The organism is Bradyrhizobium betae (assembly GCF_004123905.1).
GTDB lineage: Bacteria > Pseudomonadota > Alphaproteobacteria > Rhizobiales > Xanthobacteraceae > Bradyrhizobium > Bradyrhizobium betae_A.
The window spans coordinates 1-14960 of the sequence record NZ_MZXW01000026.1; the positions used below are offsets into that span (position 1 = coordinate 1).

16 protein-coding genes and 1 tRNA gene are annotated in these 14960 nt (G+C 64.7%); 4 read left to right on the top strand and 13 right to left on the bottom strand.

Translation table 11 applies throughout. The features are described 5' to 3' along the window. Nucleotides 1-169: 169 nt before the first annotated feature. The 11 genes from dapE to rpmH all read right to left on the bottom strand — a co-directional run bounded on the left by dapE (nucleotide 170) and on the right by rpmH (nucleotide 9747). A complete protein-coding gene (dapE, locus tag B5V03_RS22760; RefSeq protein WP_129272632.1) occupies nucleotides 170-1336 on the bottom strand; it encodes a succinyl-diaminopimelate desuccinylase in 1167 nt (388 codons plus the stop codon). Further along, nucleotides 1333-1977 carry a DUF805 domain-containing protein gene (locus B5V03_RS22765; RefSeq protein ID WP_129272633.1) on the bottom strand — a complete coding sequence of 215 codons (645 nt, stop codon included), beginning with the start codon at nucleotides 1975-1977 and terminating at the stop codon, nucleotides 1333-1335. The genes dapE and B5V03_RS22765 overlap by 4 nt, the downstream gene beginning before the upstream one ends. Before the next feature lie 241 nt (nucleotides 1978-2218). Next, a complete protein-coding gene (gene dapD / locus B5V03_RS22770) occupies nucleotides 2219-3064 on the bottom strand; it encodes a 2,3,4,5-tetrahydropyridine-2,6-dicarboxylate N-succinyltransferase (protein ID WP_129272634.1) in 846 nt (281 codons plus the stop codon). 245 nt (nucleotides 3065-3309) lie between these two features. After that, nucleotides 3310-4002 (bottom strand): pyrimidine 5'-nucleotidase, encoded by a 693-nt coding sequence (locus B5V03_RS22775; protein WP_129272635.1) that lies wholly within the window; start codon nucleotides 4000-4002, stop codon nucleotides 3310-3312. Between the two features lie 14 nt (nucleotides 4003-4016). Further along, entirely contained in the window at nucleotides 4017-5003 is a 987-nt protein-coding gene (locus B5V03_RS22780) for a DUF1036 domain-containing protein (RefSeq protein ID WP_129272636.1), read from the bottom strand. A 68-nt stretch (nucleotides 5004-5071) separates the two neighbouring features. After that, a complete protein-coding gene (gene argB, locus B5V03_RS22785) occupies nucleotides 5072-5959 on the bottom strand; it encodes an acetylglutamate kinase (RefSeq protein WP_015689065.1) in 888 nt (295 codons plus the stop codon). A gap of 197 nt (nucleotides 5960-6156) precedes the next feature. Further along, nucleotides 6157-6516: a DUF423 domain-containing protein gene (locus tag B5V03_RS22790; protein ID WP_164988213.1), complete on the bottom strand. Its 360-nt coding sequence runs from the start codon at nucleotides 6514-6516 to the stop codon at nucleotides 6157-6159. Next, complete coding sequence (gene yihA / locus B5V03_RS22795; protein ID WP_129272638.1) at nucleotides 6516-7169, bottom strand: ribosome biogenesis GTP-binding protein YihA/YsxC; 654 nt, start codon at nucleotides 7167-7169, stop codon at nucleotides 6516-6518. Before yihA ends, B5V03_RS22790 begins: the two co-directional genes overlap by 1 nt. Before the next feature lie 140 nt (nucleotides 7170-7309). Beyond that, a complete protein-coding gene (gene yidC, locus B5V03_RS22800; protein WP_164988214.1) occupies nucleotides 7310-9154 on the bottom strand; it encodes a membrane protein insertase YidC in 1845 nt (614 codons plus the stop codon). Nucleotides 9155-9167: 13 nt separating this feature from the next. Then, nucleotides 9168-9584, bottom strand: a complete 417-nt coding sequence (rnpA, locus tag B5V03_RS22805; RefSeq protein ID WP_129272640.1) for a ribonuclease P protein component — start codon at nucleotides 9582-9584, stop codon at nucleotides 9168-9170. Nucleotides 9585-9612: 28 nt separating this feature from the next. Further along, nucleotides 9613-9747, bottom strand: a complete 135-nt coding sequence (rpmH, locus tag B5V03_RS22810) for a 50S ribosomal protein L34 (RefSeq protein ID WP_008542748.1) — start codon at nucleotides 9745-9747, stop codon at nucleotides 9613-9615. A 379-nt stretch (nucleotides 9748-10126) separates the two neighbouring features. Between rpmH and B5V03_RS22815 the strand changes: the two genes are divergently transcribed. The 3 genes from B5V03_RS22815 (at nucleotide 10127) to B5V03_RS22825 (ending at nucleotide 12798) form a co-directional block, all read left to right on the top strand. Then, entirely contained in the window at nucleotides 10127-11629 is a 1503-nt protein-coding gene (locus B5V03_RS22815; protein ID WP_206736176.1) for a sensor histidine kinase, read from the top strand. A gap of 169 nt (nucleotides 11630-11798) precedes the next feature. Next, nucleotides 11799-11875, top strand: a tRNA-Arg gene (locus B5V03_RS22820). Between the two features lie 20 nt (nucleotides 11876-11895). Continuing rightward, nucleotides 11896-12798: a hypothetical protein gene (locus B5V03_RS22825; RefSeq protein ID WP_129272642.1), complete on the top strand. Its 903-nt coding sequence runs from the start codon at nucleotides 11896-11898 to the stop codon at nucleotides 12796-12798. A 19-nt stretch (nucleotides 12799-12817) separates the two neighbouring features. Here B5V03_RS22825 and B5V03_RS22830 read toward each other — a convergent pair whose 3' ends face one another. Together B5V03_RS22830 and B5V03_RS22835 are read right to left on the bottom strand one after the other, a co-directional pair. After that, nucleotides 12818-13171, bottom strand: coding sequence for a hypothetical protein (locus B5V03_RS22830; protein ID WP_129272643.1), 354 nt, complete (start codon nucleotides 13169-13171; stop codon nucleotides 12818-12820). A 65-nt stretch (nucleotides 13172-13236) separates the two neighbouring features. Continuing rightward, complete coding sequence (locus B5V03_RS22835; protein ID WP_129272644.1) at nucleotides 13237-14022, bottom strand: IclR family transcriptional regulator; 786 nt, start codon at nucleotides 14020-14022, stop codon at nucleotides 13237-13239. A 144-nt stretch (nucleotides 14023-14166) separates the two neighbouring features. On the opposite strand from B5V03_RS22835, the gene B5V03_RS22840 reads away from it, so the two are divergent. Then, the gene (locus B5V03_RS22840; protein ID WP_129272645.1) at nucleotides 14167-14958 is read left to right on the top strand and encodes an enoyl-CoA hydratase/isomerase family protein; all 792 of its coding nucleotides are present in this window, start codon (nucleotides 14167-14169) and stop codon (nucleotides 14956-14958) included. Nucleotides 14959-14960: the final 2 nt, after the last annotated feature.

Consider the following 14960-nt stretch of genomic DNA (forward strand, 5'->3'; position numbering starts at 1 on the left):
CGTCGCTGATCCATTACCGACACCTCGTTCCAGGGCATGGACGGCCTCCCGAATCGACCAATCCAGCCCAGTTTGATGTGTCAGCTATGTCTCCGAACACCTGTCAGTGATCTGTCCGGTCTAAACATTTCGCGGGCGATGACAGCGGAGAATGAGGCGGCAGCAGCGCCTACCCAAAATACCTTGCCAAAATTCCGCGATACACCTGAGTCAGCTTCTCCAGATCCCCAACCGGCACGCGCTCGTTGACCTGGTGCATGGTCTGGCCGACCAGGCCGAACTCGATCACCGGGCAATAGCTCGAAATGAACCGCGCATCCGACGTGCCGCCTGACGTCGACAGCTCCGGCTTGCGGCCCGTCACCTCTTCGATCGCCGACACCGCAAGATCGGTGAACGGCCCCGGCTTGGTGACGAACACGTTGGAGTTCGACGGTTCCCAGACGATGCGGGCCTTGATGCGATTGCCGCAGGCTTTGGTCAGCCGCGTCTCGACCAGCTCGCGCAGGCTCGCTTGCGTATGGTTGTCGTTGTAGCGGATGTTGAACTTTGCGCGGGCCTCGCCGGGGATGACGTTGTTGGCTTTGTTGCCGACGTCCACTGAGGTGAATTCGAGATTTGAGGCCTGGAACTGCGCGCTGCCATGGTCGAGCGGCTCGTCGGAGATCGCCACGATCAACCGGGAAATATCAGGCACCGGATTGGCCGCGCGGTGCGGATAGGCGACATGGCCCTGCACGCCGTCGACATAGAGCGTGCCGGATTGCGAACCGCGGCGGCCGACCTTGATGGTGTCGCCGAGCGTCTCGACATTGGAGGGCTCGCCCAGCACGCAATGATCGAATTTTTCGCCGCGCTCGGCCGCCCACTTCAACAGCTTGATGGTGCCGTTGATCGAGACGTCTTCCTCGTCGCCGGTGATCAGGAACGAGATCGAGCCTTTTCCGTCGGCGCGCGGCTTGCCGTCATTGGCTGCGAGATGCTCCAGCACAGCTGCGACCGAGCAGGCGATGCCGCCCTTCATGTCGACCGCGCCGCGGCCGTGCAGAAAGCCGTCCTTCACCTCGCCGGAAAACGCGCCGACGCTCCAGGCGCTCTCGTCGCCGGGCGGCACCACATCGGTGTGGCCGGCGAAGGTGATGTGCGGGCCATCGGTGCCGATCCGTGCATAGAGATTGTCGACGTCGGCGGTGCCTTCCTCGGAGAAGGTCACGCGGTGGCAGGTGAAGCCCGCGGCGGCGAGGGCTTTTTCAAGCACGCCGAGCGCGCCGGCATCGACCGGGGTTACCGAGGGGCAGCGGATGAGATCGCGGGCAATCGAGAGAGCATCGGTCATGTGCCCCGCTTAACATGCATGCCGCCGGGTGGGCTAGCACTGGGCGGGACAATTTCGAGCTCGCTCTGCTGGTCCCAGCTTTTTGCAGGGGATGAGGCGGTGCTGTCTTCGACGTCGGCGAGCGGATCAGGACCGAACCGGTTGTGGCCCGAGGTGCCGGGCACGATGAATAGCTCGACGATGCCCCACAGCCACAGGGTCGAGGCGGTGAGGTTGAACGGAAGCATCCAGTTGGAGTGGGGCAGCAGATCCGAGAACTGGCTGAACAGGCCGGGCGCGAAGAAGAACGGAACGATCCACCAGCCGGGCCTGCCGCGATCGTGCAGCCGCTTGATGCCGGTCGCCAGGAAGATCCATGAGAACAGCGCGAGGCCGGACGCCTTCAGGAACATATCCGCGCGATCGAATGAAACCGGCGAGCGATAGGTCCGGGGATCGACCAGCTTGAAAAGGTCGTCGAGCGCGAAGTCGAAATCGAGCTTGATGGAGAGCTTCAAAAGTCCTTCGGCGTTGAGGAGATGGATCACCTGACTGATCACCCCCAGCAGGGCCGCCAGCACCGCGACGATCAGCAGCGCCTGCCACAGCAAAGCACGGTTGATGCGGCCGTCGAAGCGGAAGAGGTACCAGGTCCAGTCCATGCGAAAGGGCTCCGGGCGGGAGGAGCCGCCCGGAAATTGGTCGCGATGGAGGGAGAGGGGGTTCGATAAGGCTACCAGACCCCGTCATCCTGAGGTGCGAGGCATGGGACGCAGCGCGTCCCATGGGGAGCCTCGAAGGATGCACGGCCACGATGTCGCCGCAGCCGGGCCGTCGCCCTTCGAGGGCCGAAGGAGCGGCCACCTCAGGGTGACGGTTAGGGAATAGTGCTCGTGGCGTCCATCAGTCCCGCAGCAGCTCGTTGATGCTGGTCTTGGACCGCGTGCGCTCGTCGACGCGCTTGACGATCACGGCGCAGGCGGTGCTCGGGCCGATCTGGCCGTTCTTCATGGGCTTGCCGGGCAGGGCGCCGGGCACCACGACGGAATACTCCGGCACTTCGCCGATGAAGATTTCGCCGGTCTCGCGGTCGACGATCTTGGTCGAGGCGCCCAGGAATACGCCCATCGCCAGCACCGCGCCCTTGCGCACGATCACGCCTTCGGCGACTTCGCTGCGCGCGCCGATGAAGCAATCGTCCTCGATGATCACGGGCTCAGCCTGGAGCGGCTCGAGCACGCCGCCGATGCCGGCGCCGCCGGAGATGTGCACGCGCTTGCCGATCTGCGCGCAGGAGCCGACGGTGGCCCAGGTGTCGACCATGGTGCTCTCATCGACATAGGCGCCGAGATTGACGAAGGACGGCATCAGCACGACGTTCTTGGCGATGAAGGCCGAGCGGCGGACGACTGCGCCCGGCACCGCGCGAAAACCGGCATCGCGAAAGCGGTTCGGGCCCCAGCCTTCGAACTTCGAGGGCACCTTGTCCCACCAGCTCGCCTTGCCGGGACCGCCGCCAATGACGTCCATGTCGTTGAGGCGGAAGGACAGCAGCACGGCCTTCTTCAGCCATTGATTGACCTTCCACTTGCCGTCGGCCCCGCGCTCGGCGACGCGGGCCTCGCCCTTGTCCAGGGTCTCCAGCGCCTGTTCCACCGCCTCGCGCACCTCGCCCTTGGTCGAGGTCGAGATGCCGTCACGCGCGTCGAACGCGCTGTTGATGGTGGATTCGAGGGCGGACAGGGACATCGGGATTTCCTCTTCGGGACGGGAATTTTGATGGATTGGGGCGCTTTTTCGGGATTTGGGCCGGGAGAGTCAAGGCATACTCCACCGTCGTCCCGGACAAGCGCAGCAAAGCGGAGCGCCGATCCGGGACCCATAGCCACAGGGAGGAGTTTGACGAAGACTCGGAGTTACCACCTCGCGCCACAACAGCGTCCTGTGGCTATGGGTCCCGGGTCTGCGCTGACGCTTGCCCGGGACGACAGCGGTTATTTGGGCGACAGCCCCGCCAAAAACCCCGCCAGATCATCCGTGACGTGGTCGACATAGGCCGCGTCCCGGCCTTCCAGCTCCCAGTCTTCGCGCACCACCTCTTTCGTCCCGTCCGGCACCACCAGCACGGTGGTCATACCGAGCTGGTGCGGGACGGTCAGGTTGCGGGAGAGGTCCTCGAACATTGCAGCCCGGGTCGGGTCGACCGCATGATCGCTGAGGAATTTCCGGTAGGTCTGCTCCGCCGGCTTCGGCTCAAATCCGGCCGCGATGATGTCGAACACGCCGTCGAAATGCGTGGCGAGACCCAGCCGCGCCAGCACGGCATCGACATGATCGACCGAGCCGTTGGTCAGGATCAGCTTTCGTCCCGGCAGTTTTGTGATGGCTGCGCCGAGCGCCGGGTTCGGCTCCAGCGGCGAATGGTCGATCTTGTGGACGTAGGCGAGGTAGTCGTCGGCGCGCACGCCGTGCAGGGTCATCATGCCGCGCATCGTGGTGCCGAAGCGCCGGTAATAGTCCTTCTGGATATTGCGCGCCTCCGCGGGCTTAACGTTCAGCCAGTTGCACACGAACTCCCCGATCCGCGCATCGACCTGCTGCCACAGATTGACGTGGTGCGGGTAGAGCGTGTTGTCGAGGTCGAACACCCAGGTGTCGACGTGGGTGAAGGTGCGGGGTGAGCTCATCAAAGATCTTTCAATCAGGGCATCGCAAAGCGCAGCGTCTTGCCGCCACTCGACATGTCCACCGTACCAAAACCCATCGCGGCAAATCCGCGCGCGCCGCAATCGGTCTGCTCAACGGTCTCGAACTTGGTCTCGCGCGTGCAGAGCTGCTTCTCGCCGCCCCAGTTCAGCGGCTTGTCCTTCACCTTGATGGCGCGGTTGTCGGCATCGATGGCCTCGGCGAAGCTGAAGATCTGCTTCGGCTGGCCGGTCACGTCAGGGTGCAGGCACTTGCCGGGATCGATGCGGTACCAGCCGCGGCTGGTCACCGACTTGCCGTCGTCGGTGGCGATCGCCGCCATCACCTTGTGCGGCGTGTCGTTGCACCAGGTCAGGCCGCTTGCGGACGGCGTCTGCGTCGCATCGACCATGGTCTTGAAGACATTCGGCGACGATGCGGCGTCGGACGACAGCCCGCGGCTCTTCAGGAACGCGGCAAGGGCTGCCTGCGTCTTCGGCCCGTCGACGCCGTCGATCGCCCCGACGTCGTAGCCGATGATCACCAGCAGCCGCTGGATGCCGGCGAGCCGCGCCTGCTCGTCGTCATATTCGGCATCCTCGGCGAGATAGGCCGTGAGGTTGCCGTCGTCGCCCTGCGTCGGCGTCACTTGCGTGAAGGCAGCCTGGGTCTGCCCGCTGCGGCACTGCCGCGCGGCCGCAATGACGAAATTGTCTTGCGCCACGCACAGCATGTCGCGGCCGTTCTGCGGGATCGGGGAGGCGCCATAGACGCCGAGCGCGCGGGCATTGAGCAGGATGCGATCCGCGGAGAGCGTGCCCTGCACCACCACGCGGCAGGTGGCGGGATCGATCCTGAACCAGCCCCGCGTCGCGGTCGCCGCCTTGTCGTCGATGCCGATCGCGGCCTCGACGACATAGGACATGCGGTTGCAGATCTTCAGGTCGGCGAAGGCAGGCGCCGAGGAGAAAAGGAACGAGACGGCTGCGGCCGGCAGCGTCATCAGGAAGCGCGCGAGGGGAGAACGGCGAGGCCGCCGCTCTCCCAGCTCTGTTCCTGTCCGTGCGCTCATCACTTGTGGATCAGCGTTCCCGTGCCGGTGTTGGTGAACAGCTCGAGCAGCACCGCGTGCTGCATCTTGCCGTCGATGATCACGACGCCTTCGACGCCCTGCTCGAGCGCGTAGATGCAGGTCTCGACCTTCGGGATCATGCCGCCGGAAATGGTGCCGTCGGCGATCAGCTTTCGCGCGTCCTTGACCGAGAGCTGCGGGATCAGCTTCTTCGACTTGTCGAGCACACCCGGCACGTCGGTGAGCAGCAGCAGGCGTTTTGCCTTGAGCGCGCCCGCGACCGCACCTGCAAAGGTGTCGGCATTGACGTTCAGCGTCTGGCCCTCTTTCGAGGTTGCGAGCGGCGCCAGCACCGGGATCAGCTCGTAGCCGATCAGCTGGTTGAGCAGCGTGAGGTCGACCTTCTCGGGATCGCCGACGAAGCCGAGATCGACCGCCTTCTCGATATGCGAGTCCGGGTCGATGATGGTGCGCGTCGTCTTCGACGCCTTCACCATGTTGGCGTCCTTGCCGGACAGCCCCACGGCCTTGCCGCCGGCCTCGTTGATGTAGCCGACGATCTGCTTGTTGACGGAGCCGGCGAGCACCATCTCGACGATCTCGATGGTCGCGGCATCGGTGATGCGCAGGCCTGCTGCGAACTCCGAGACGATGCCGAGGCGCTTGAGCATGGTCGCGATCTGCGGCCCGCCGCCATGCACCACCACCGGGTTGATCGCGGTCTGCTCCAGCAGCACGATGTCGCGGGCAAAGTTCTTCGCGGTCTCCTCGTCGCCCATGGCATGGCCGCCATATTTGATGACGATGGTTTCTTCGTCATACTGCTGCATGTGCGGCAGCGCTTCGGACAGGATGCGGGCCTGGTCGAGCGGAGAGATGTCGGTCATGAGGCGGATCTCGCTGGCGGGACTAACGCGGCCTGCGTTCTATCTGATTGGCAGGCGCGGCGCAAAGTGGTCTTCGTGCCCCGGACGCAGCGCAGCGCTTCTTCAGCGGTGCGCTGCAGAGCCGGGGCCCATGTGGCGGCTGGGTCCCGGCTCTGCGGAGCGTCACTGCGTGCCGCACCGCGTCCGGGACACGAGCGTCACTTCCGCGCCACCACTGCCGCGAGCGTCACCGCCAGCCAGCTCGCAATCATCACCGTTCCACCCGTTGGCGCTGCATACGGAAACAGCGCATGTCCCGCATATTGCCGCAATGTCAGGTCACCCGCGAACAGCGCGGCGCCGATCACGAAGCCGAACGCGGCAATAAGCCCAATTCCGCCGTGCAGAAGGCCGCGCGCGAGCAGGGCGATCACGGCAAGTATGGCAGTTGCATGAAACAGCAGCATGGCGCTCGCGGAGGCAAGCCGGCTCGCGTCGGCGCCATGGGCGGAGGCAGCGGCCAGGACGACGCCGGCGGCGCCCATCAAACCGGCAAGCCCAATCAGGAGGCGAGCCATCACTTGCTCCGCTCCTCCAGCAGCTTCGCCATCGCGGCGCGCAAGCTCTCCATGCCGGTCGAGCTGCGTGACGAGGTCGCCAGCACGTTCGGGAACGCAGCCGGATGTTTGGCGAGCGCAGCCTCGGTCTCGGCGATGCGCGTCTCGAGTTCGGGGGCCTTCACCTGATCGGTCTTGGTGAGCACGATCTGGTAGCTCACGGCGGAGCGGTCGAGCGTTCCGAGAATTTCGAGATCTACGTCCTTCAGCCCATGCCGCGCGTCGATCAGCACGTAGACCCGCGCGAGGCTGGCGCGTCCCAGCAGGAATTTGTGGATCAGCTCGGTCCAGGACGCGACCTGCGACTTCGGCGCCTTGGCATAGCCATAGCCGGGCATGTCGACGAGGCGCAGGTCATTCTTCCCAGGGACCTCGAAGAAGATCAGCTCCTGGGTGCGTCCCGGCGTATGCGAGGTGCGCGCCAGCGCGTTGCGCCCCGTAAGTGCGTTGATCAGGCTGGACTTGCCGACGTTGGAGCGGCCGGCAAAGGCGACCTCGAGCCCGTCCATCGGCGGCAGCGTGGCAATCGAGGGCGAAGCCCAGATGAACTGCCAGTCGCGCGTGAACAGCTTTCGCCCGGCCTCGATCAGCTTCGCATCTTTGTCGTCGGTCATGCGAAGGTCTCACCTTTCGTCATGGCCGGGCTTGTCCCGGCCATCCACGTCTTAGCTACCAAACAAGCCTCCAAAACGTGGATGCCCGGGACCAAGCCCGGGCATGACGATGTGGAGGCATTTGCGCCCGGCAAGGGCGGCTACGTCGCCTTCCTCGCGAACGTCGCCTTGAGATTGTCGAATAACTCCACCTTCACGCCGTTGCGGCGCATGATGAAGCTCTGCTGGAGCACCGAGAGCGTGTTGTTCCAGGCCCAGTAGATCACGAGGCCCGCCGGGAAGCCGGCCAGCATGAAGGTGAAGATCAGCGGCATCCAGTTGAAGATCATCTGCTGGGTCGGATCCGGCGGCGTCGGGTTCAGCTTCATCTGGAACCACATCGTGATGCCCATGATGATCGGCCAGATGCCGAGCGCGAGGTAGTGCCCGAACAGCGGCAGCGTGGTCGGATCGAACGGGATCAGGCCGAACAAAGTGAAGAGGTTGGTCGGATCCGGCGCCGAGAGGTCCTTGATCCAGCCGAAGAACGGCGCGTGCCGCATCTCGATGGTGACGAACAGCACCTTGTAGAGCGAGAAGAACACCGGGATCTGGATCACCACGGGAAGACAACCGGCGACCGGATTGATCTTCTCCTTGCGGTAGATCTCCATCATCTCCTGCTGCTGCTTCACCTTGTCATCAGGGTAGCGCTCTTTCAGCGCCTGAAGCTGCGGCTGGACCGACTTCATCTTCGCCATCGAGGCGTAGGACTTGTTCGCCAGCGGGAAGAACAGCAGCTTCACGATCACGGTCACGAGCAGGATCGAGATGCCGAAATTGCCGAAGAAGCGGTAGAAGAAGTCGAGGCCGAGGAACATCGGCTTGGTGATGAAGTAGAACCAGCCCCAGTCGATCAAGAGATCGAAATGGTTCAGCCCCAGCTCTTTGTTGTAGCCGCCGAGGCCGGCGAACGGGAACACGCCGACGACGCCGGCTTCCTTGGCGCCGGCAAACAGCCGCGCATTCGCGGTCGCGGTGCCGCCGATCGCGACGGTGACGGGATCGAGCAGATAGTCGGTCTGGTAGGTGTGGACGTTGCCGACCGGGTTCGACGAGAACCGCGCCTGAAGTGGCGCACTGGTGTCGGGCAGCAGCGCCGAGGCCCAGTACTTGTCGGTGATGCCGAGCCAGCCATTGGTGGCCTTGAAGTTCACCGTCTTGGCTTCGTCGATCTTCTTGTAGGCGTATTCCTGCAAGCCATCGAGATAGCCGATCAGGCCTTCATGCAGGATGTAATAGCCGGAGACCTGCGGCGCGCCGTGGCGCGAGATCAGAGCGAACGGATAGAGCGTAACCGGCGCGTTGCCGACATTGCTCACCTCATCCTTGAGCGTGAAGAGATAATGGTCGTCGACCGAGATGGTGCGACGGAAGGTCAGGCCCTCGCCATTATCCCATTTCAGCACCGCAGGCGTCGTCGGCGTCAGGCTGCCGCTGCCGTCCTGCTGCCAGACGGTCTGGGCATCCGGCATCTTCGACGTCACGCCGGTTGCCGCCACCCAGCCGAATTCGGCGTAATAGGGTTCTGCCGTGCCCGAGGGCGAATAGAGGATGATCGCCGGCGATTTCGGGTCGACCGTTTCGCGGTACTGCACCAGTGCGAGGTCGTCGATGCGGCCGCCCTTCAGCGACACGCTGCCGGTCAGCCGCGGCGTGTCGATCTTCACGCGCGGGCTGGCTGCAATGGCGGTGTCGCGGGCAACGACCGGCTGCGCCTGCTGGTTCGCACCCGGTGTCGACGGCTGTGCCGCGCCGCCGGCCTGCGGGGTCGTGCCCGGCGTCGCCGAGGCCGCCGGCTGCGGCGTGGTCTTCTGGAGTTCGGCCTGCGCCTGTTGTTGGGCGCGCTGCTTCTCCATCGCCGGCACATTGTAGAAATATTGCCAGGCGATCAGGACGAGGCCCGACAGAATGACGGCGAGGATGGTATTGCGATTGTCGGTCATCATTCTCTCGTCATCAATCCGGTTTGCGGCTGGTCGCAGGAGCGGGGCCGGGCCTTGAGCCGTCGATTTTTGGGCCGCGTCCCTTGTGCGTATGCCGCACCGGCTTCGTGAACGCCATGCGCAGATCGTCGAGCATGGTCGTGAAGTCGCGCGAGAGCGCGTCCCTGCGTCCGACCAGCACATAATCATGATGGGGCTGCATCGACACCGGATCGAGCCGCTTCACCAATTCGCGAAGCCGGCGCCGGATGCGATTGCGCTCGGGGGCGTTGCCGTTCTTTTTGGTAACGGTGAAGCCGATCCGGATCGGGCCGCTGTCGTCGCGGCCAAGGCTTCGACGGTCAAGGCTTTGCAGGACGAACGCGGGACTATTCGCCCGCGCGCCATTGGCAACGGCGAGGAAATCCGCCCGCTGCCTCAGCCGATCCATGATGAAATCCCAAAAATGGGGGTCCGGCTCAGGCGCTCAGACGCTTGCGGCCGCGGGCGCGACGTGCGGCGAGAACCTTGCGGCCGCCGGCAGTCGCGAGACGGGCACGGAAACCGTGACGGCGCTTGCGCACCAGTTTGCTGGGTTGATAAGTCCGCTTCACGGGTTTTTCTCCGCTGACCGGGCAATTTGCCTGTAGAATTAAGGGTAAAGTCCGGAAGATGCGGCCCCAAACGGGCCTTTTTCGGCCCCAAGAGAGCCGCTCCCGGCGTCAAACCGGGTCATCGCGGACAATTTGGCCGGCTTATAAGGGAGCGTCTTGTTTTCGTCAACGCCGCAAGAGCGCGCGATTTCGGTGAATATCGCTGTTTGTGCGGGGTTTTTAACCCTTGAGGTAGCGCATAGCCCTATCAGCGCTTACATCCCACCTTGGGAGATTAGCGATCCGTAATTTGACCGGGCCGGGGGCGGGCCGCATCCTTCCTCCGCCAGATCGTTCACCGGCAAGATCTTTCAGCGGAAAGTCAGTGAGGACGAATTTCGTGGCAGCGACAGACCTCCAGCCGATCCAGGATGCGGATCAGCGGGACCCACCGGCGGCGTGGCCGCGTGGGCCTGCCGGGCTTGGGCTGTCCGGCAAGCTGCTGCTGCTGACCGTCCCCCTGGTGATGATCGCGGCCATCCTGCTCTACGTCCCCGCCATCGCCAACTTCTGGGTCAACCGGCTGAACGACCGCGTGGCGGCCGCGAACACGGCGGCGCTGGTGCTCGATGCCGCGCCGCTCGGCATGGTCCCCGATTCGCTGTCGCGCGAGATCCTGAAAAGCATCAATGCCCGCGCCGTCGCCATCAAGATGGGCCAGCAGCGCCGGCTGCTCGCCAGCGACAATCTGCCGACTGCGATCGAACATGATGTCGACCTGCGCGACATGACGGTGTGGGAGGCGATCACCGGTTCGTTCCAGATGATGCTGGAGACCGGCAACCAGCCGATCCGCATCGTCGGCCCCGGCGTCGGCAACGCCCAGTTCGTCGAGATCGTGACTGACGAGCAGCCGTTGCGACTGCAGATGTACCGTTTTTCCCGCAACGTCGTGGTGGTCGCGCTGATCATCGGGGTGCTGACCGCGAGCCTGGTCTATTTCGCGCTCCATTATCTGTTCGTGCGGCCGATGCGGCGGCTCACCGCCAGCCTGGTCGGCTTCCACGAAAACCCCGAAAGCTCGGCGCGGATCATCGTGCCGAGCCAGCGCAGCGACGAGATCGGGGTTGCCGAGCGCGAATTGTCGGACATGCAGCGCGATCTGATGTCGATGCTGCACCAGAAGAGCCGGCTCGCCGCGCTCGGCCTCGCGGTGTCCAAGATCAACCACGATCTGCGCAATCTGCTCGCCTCCGCGCAGCTGTTGTCGGACCAGCTCGCCAGCGTGCCGGATCCGCGGGTGCAGCGCTTTGCGCCAAAGCTGGTGCGCTCGCTCGAGCGCGCCATCGCCTTCTGCCAGTCGACGCTGTCCTATGGCCGCGCCCAGGAGGCCGCGCCCGACCGCCGCCTGATCCTGATCGAGCCTGTCGTGCTGGAGGTGCGTGAGACCGCGGGCCTTGCCAGCGATGCCTCGATCGCCTGGGTCGCCGCGATCGAGCGCGGGCTCGCGATCGATGCCGATCCCGATCAGCTGTTCCGCGTGCTGCTCAACCTCGTCCGCAACGCCGCCCAGGCGCTGGAAAGCCATGCGTCGGCCGAGGGCGGCGGCGCGCAGCAGATCCGGATCACGGGCAAGCGCGAGGGCGCCGTCGCGATCCTGGAGGTCTCCGACACCGGCCCCGGCGTGCCCCAGAAGACGCGGGACCATCTGTTCGAGGCATTCCAGACCTCCGGCCGCCCCGGCGGCAGCGGGCTTGGCCTTGCGATTGCCGCCGAACTCGTCCGCGCCCATGGCGGCGACATCCATCTGGTCGAAGGCACCATCGGCGCCACCTTCCGGATCGTCATCCCCGACCGCCCCGTGGAGCTCCTCTCCATCCGCAACGAGCGGCAGAGGGCGTAAGGCTCGGCCAGTGGCCGATTCCCGGAAAACCATCATTCCGGTGTAAAATCTCCCCAATCCGGACCTTGCCAACCGGGGCAAGAGCGGTTAGTCAGAGCGCTCTTTCGCACCCCTTCGGCGCTGTCCGGAGGCTGCGTGTGGGCTAAATCCCGCACTGTTCGCGAAAAACGCGCCCGTAGCTCAGCTGGATAGAGCATCAGACTACGAATCTGAGGGTCGGACGTTCGAATCGTTCCGGGCGCGCCATTTCGGTAGTATGTGATCCCATGCGTACTATCGATCGCCTGTTCTCCTGCCTCGTTCTGTTCCTTGCATTCACAACCGTCCCGGTGCTTCCCGCACGCGCGGCTGAAACCTGCCCGTTTATCAGCGCCCAGGAGCTGGCCCGCGCGATGCCGGCGCTCAAATGGTCGTTGATTTCAAATCAGGACGGCCGCGGCTGCATCTACCAGGGCGGGCGCGGCGACACCATGATGCTGACCGTGTTCCGCAATCCCGACAAGGACCGCGCCAGGGAATTGTACGCGACCTTCGTCAAGACGCTTGGCGAGCGCATGCCGCTCAACGCAGTCGCGGGGATCGGCGACGAAGGCCAGGGCGGAACGAGCGCCGCCGGCGCAGAGCGCCAGGAGGCCTCGGTCGTCGCTTTGTCCGGCGACTACATTCTGCAGATCAGCGTCTATCCGACCGGCCGGCGTGCCGACGACGCGCTGCTCGGGCCGCTCAGCGAAGTCGCGCGAATTGCCGTCGCCAACGTGAGCAAAAGCAGCGAGCGCTTCGGCACTTGCGAGTGGCTCACCGCCACGGATGCCGACGGCTTTCTCGACAAGAGCACGCTCGAGGTCCAGCGCACCGGCGCGGGCAGCTGCATGATGTTCGATCGCGAGGCCAACACCATGACCGTCGCGGTGATCGCGACCTCGCGCGGCACCGCCACCGGCATGATGAAACGCACAGGCCCGTGCAAGCATGTCGCGATCCCCGAGCTCGGCAGCGAAGCGTTCGGCGAGCATTCCTGCACCAAGGGCAACGGCACCGCCGTCACCGTCTATGTCTGGAAGAACGGCCGGCAGGCTTCGATCCTGTTCGCGCCTGTCAAGCCGCATCCCGAGTCCGGCTCGGTCGAGCGCCTGAAGGCGGTCGCGGGGCGCGTCTATGGGAAATTGTAACGGCGCCACGCATGCCCCGTCACGGAGCGCGGGTCAGCTCCACGCCATCGACCACCATCTTCCATGTCCCCGCTTCCTGGTGAGGTGGCGTCGACACCTTGAATGTCGTCGACAGCAGTGGAATTCCGACGACGAAATTATCGCCCGCGAACCTGCGCAGCGGCGCGTTGATCGTTGTCGTGACCTCGCCGATCGTGGTGCCCTCCGTGACGCGCTTGTAGTGGACGGTCCCGTCTTTGGTCAGCTCGACCTCCATCGCAGGCGCGTGCCATTCGCCGACATAGGCGGCCTTGTCCTCCGGCACCGGCTGTCCGCAGGCCGCCAGCAGCGGCAGGGCCGCAACGAGAACCACTAGAGGCGTTCGCTTTCTCATATTTTCGCTCGACAGCGGGAGGCGCCAGGGAGATGCGGTAGCGCCCCTCTTCGTCGGCCATCGTGTCATTCGGGTTCACGGCCCGCCAGCACCTCCTTGCACTTGACCGCAAAGGCGTTGAGATACGCGCCGATCTCGTTCGCCAGCGCGGCGGACCGATCGACATTTTGCAGGCTCATGTTGAGTGCGTAGACCGGAAGCCCCTCGAGCACGATGGGCGTTGCGACGGCGAGAACGGCAGGTTGCCACGACACGGCGCAATAGCCGTTGTGTTCGACGGCGCTGATCGAGGTCCTGACCTCTGCAAGCAGCATCCTCGTGGCAGCAGCGCTGCGCCGTTTGAACAGTTTTAGCAATCGCTCGCGCTCGACTGCGGCAATGCCGGCGAGATAGGCACGACCGAGCGAGGTCAGCTCCATCGGCACCTGCTGCCCGGCGACCACGTTGCGCAGTGCCGCGCGGGGGCTGTAACGGATTGATTCGAGATACACCATCATGGTGCGATCCGCGGTCGCGAGCCCGACGTTGAGCCGGCGCTTCGCCGACTCGGCCCGCATCATCGCCCCGATCGCGTTGAGCACGGGCGATCCCGTCCGCATCGCGTGGCCGATGCTGATGACGGACGCGGCAAGGCGGTAGCTCCGCTCAGCGCGGACTTCGTCGAGCATCCCGGAATTGACCAGCGTTCGTGTCAGCCGGCTGACGGTCGATCGCGGCAATCCGGTTCGCTCCGCAATCTCGCCGTTGCCCAGCGTGTCGACGCCGGGACGGAAAGCCCTGAGGATTTCGACGCCCCTTTCGAGCGACCGGTTGCCGTCGATCCCGCCCGCATATCTGCGCGCCTGCGCCACATCCAGCCTCCCAGATCATTTCCGTAAAGCCATTTCCACTAAGTGGAATTAAGGGGATGTTCCGGAGGATTCAAGCCGCTATAGCGTCAGGGAAGAAAATGCCCTGCCGCGCACGGCTCAACGACGCCAGCCACGGAGCTTGCCATGTCCTATCAGCTCATCGAATTTTCCGTCGAAGCCGGTGTCGCGACGATTGCCTTCAACCGGCCGGAACGGCGCAACGCCATGAGCGACGACATGCGCGTCGAGTTCGTCGGGGCGCTCGAAACCGTCGCCCGCGACAAGGCGATCAAGGCCTTGGTCCTGACCGGGCGCGGCAATGCCTTCTGTGCCGGCGGCGACATCAGTGGCATGAAACGCCGGCTCGAGTCGCCGCAGGGCGAGGTCGCATTCAACGGATGGAGCCGTCAGCAGGGCGTGCACCACGTGCAGTCGTTCCTGCTCGGCCTGCCGAAGCCGACGATCGCCGCTGTCAACGGCGCGGCGGCGGGCCTCGGCGCGGATACCGCGCTGGCCTGCGACTTCGTGATGGGAACGGAACGATCGAAATTCACCTGGTCCTACATCAAGCGCGGCCTGATCCCCGATGGCGGCGGCCTGTATTTCCTGCCGCGCCGAGTCGGGCTTCCGAAGGCCAAGGAGTTGATCTTCACCGGGCGCATGGTCGAAGCCGACGAAGCGTTGTCGCTCGGCATCGTCGATCGCAAGGTGGCTGCGGCGGAGTTGCTGCCGGCCGCGCAGGCCTGGGCGGCCGAACTGGCTCAGGGCTCTCCCACCGCGCTGGCGCTGGGCAAGAAGATCCTGAACGAGACCTTTGAGCATTCCGCGCACGACATCTTCAGTCTCGGCAGCCAGGCGCAGGCCATCTGCTACACCAGCGCGGAGCATCGGGACGCCGTGACGGCGTTCCTCGCGCAATCCGCGTCGAAGGATTGAGC

Bases quoted from the DNA above. Each gene is read 5' to 3' on its own strand.
- dapD (WP_129272634.1), bottom strand. From the start codon at position 3,064: ATGTCCCTGTCCGCCCTCGAATCCACCATCAACAGCGCGTTCGACGCG.
- argB (WP_015689065.1), bottom strand. From the start codon at position 5,959: ATGACCGACATCTCTCCGCTCGACCAGGCCCGCATCCTGTCCGAAGCG.
- B5V03_RS22840 (WP_129272645.1), top strand. From the start codon at position 14,167: ATGTCCTATCAGCTCATCGAATTTTCCGTCGAAGCCGGTGTCGCGACG.
- B5V03_RS22780 (WP_129272636.1), bottom strand. From the start codon at position 5,003: ATGACGCTGCCGGCCGCAGCCGTCTCGTTCCTTTTCTCCTCGGCGCCT.
- B5V03_RS22765 (WP_129272633.1), bottom strand. From the start codon at position 1,977: ATGGACTGGACCTGGTACCTCTTCCGCTTCGACGGCCGCATCAACCGT.
- B5V03_RS22775 (WP_129272635.1), bottom strand. From the start codon at position 4,002: ATGAGCTCACCCCGCACCTTCACCCACGTCGACACCTGGGTGTTCGAC.
- B5V03_RS22825 (WP_129272642.1), top strand. From the start codon at position 11,896: ATGCGTACTATCGATCGCCTGTTCTCCTGCCTCGTTCTGTTCCTTGCA.
- B5V03_RS22790 (WP_164988213.1), bottom strand. From the start codon at position 6,516: ATGGCTCGCCTCCTGATTGGGCTTGCCGGTTTGATGGGCGCCGCCGGC.
- yihA (WP_129272638.1), bottom strand. From the start codon at position 7,169: ATGACCGACGACAAAGATGCGAAGCTGATCGAGGCCGGGCGAAAGCTG.
- dapE (WP_129272632.1), bottom strand. From the start codon at position 1,336: ATGACCGATGCTCTCTCGATTGCCCGCGATCTCATCCGCTGCCCCTCG.
- yidC (WP_164988214.1), bottom strand. From the start codon at position 9,154: ATGACCGACAATCGCAATACCATCCTCGCCGTCATTCTGTCGGGCCTC.
- B5V03_RS22830 (WP_129272643.1), bottom strand. From the start codon at position 13,171: ATGAGAAAGCGAACGCCTCTAGTGGTTCTCGTTGCGGCCCTGCCGCTG.
- rnpA (WP_129272640.1), bottom strand. From the start codon at position 9,584: ATGGATCGGCTGAGGCAGCGGGCGGATTTCCTCGCCGTTGCCAATGGC.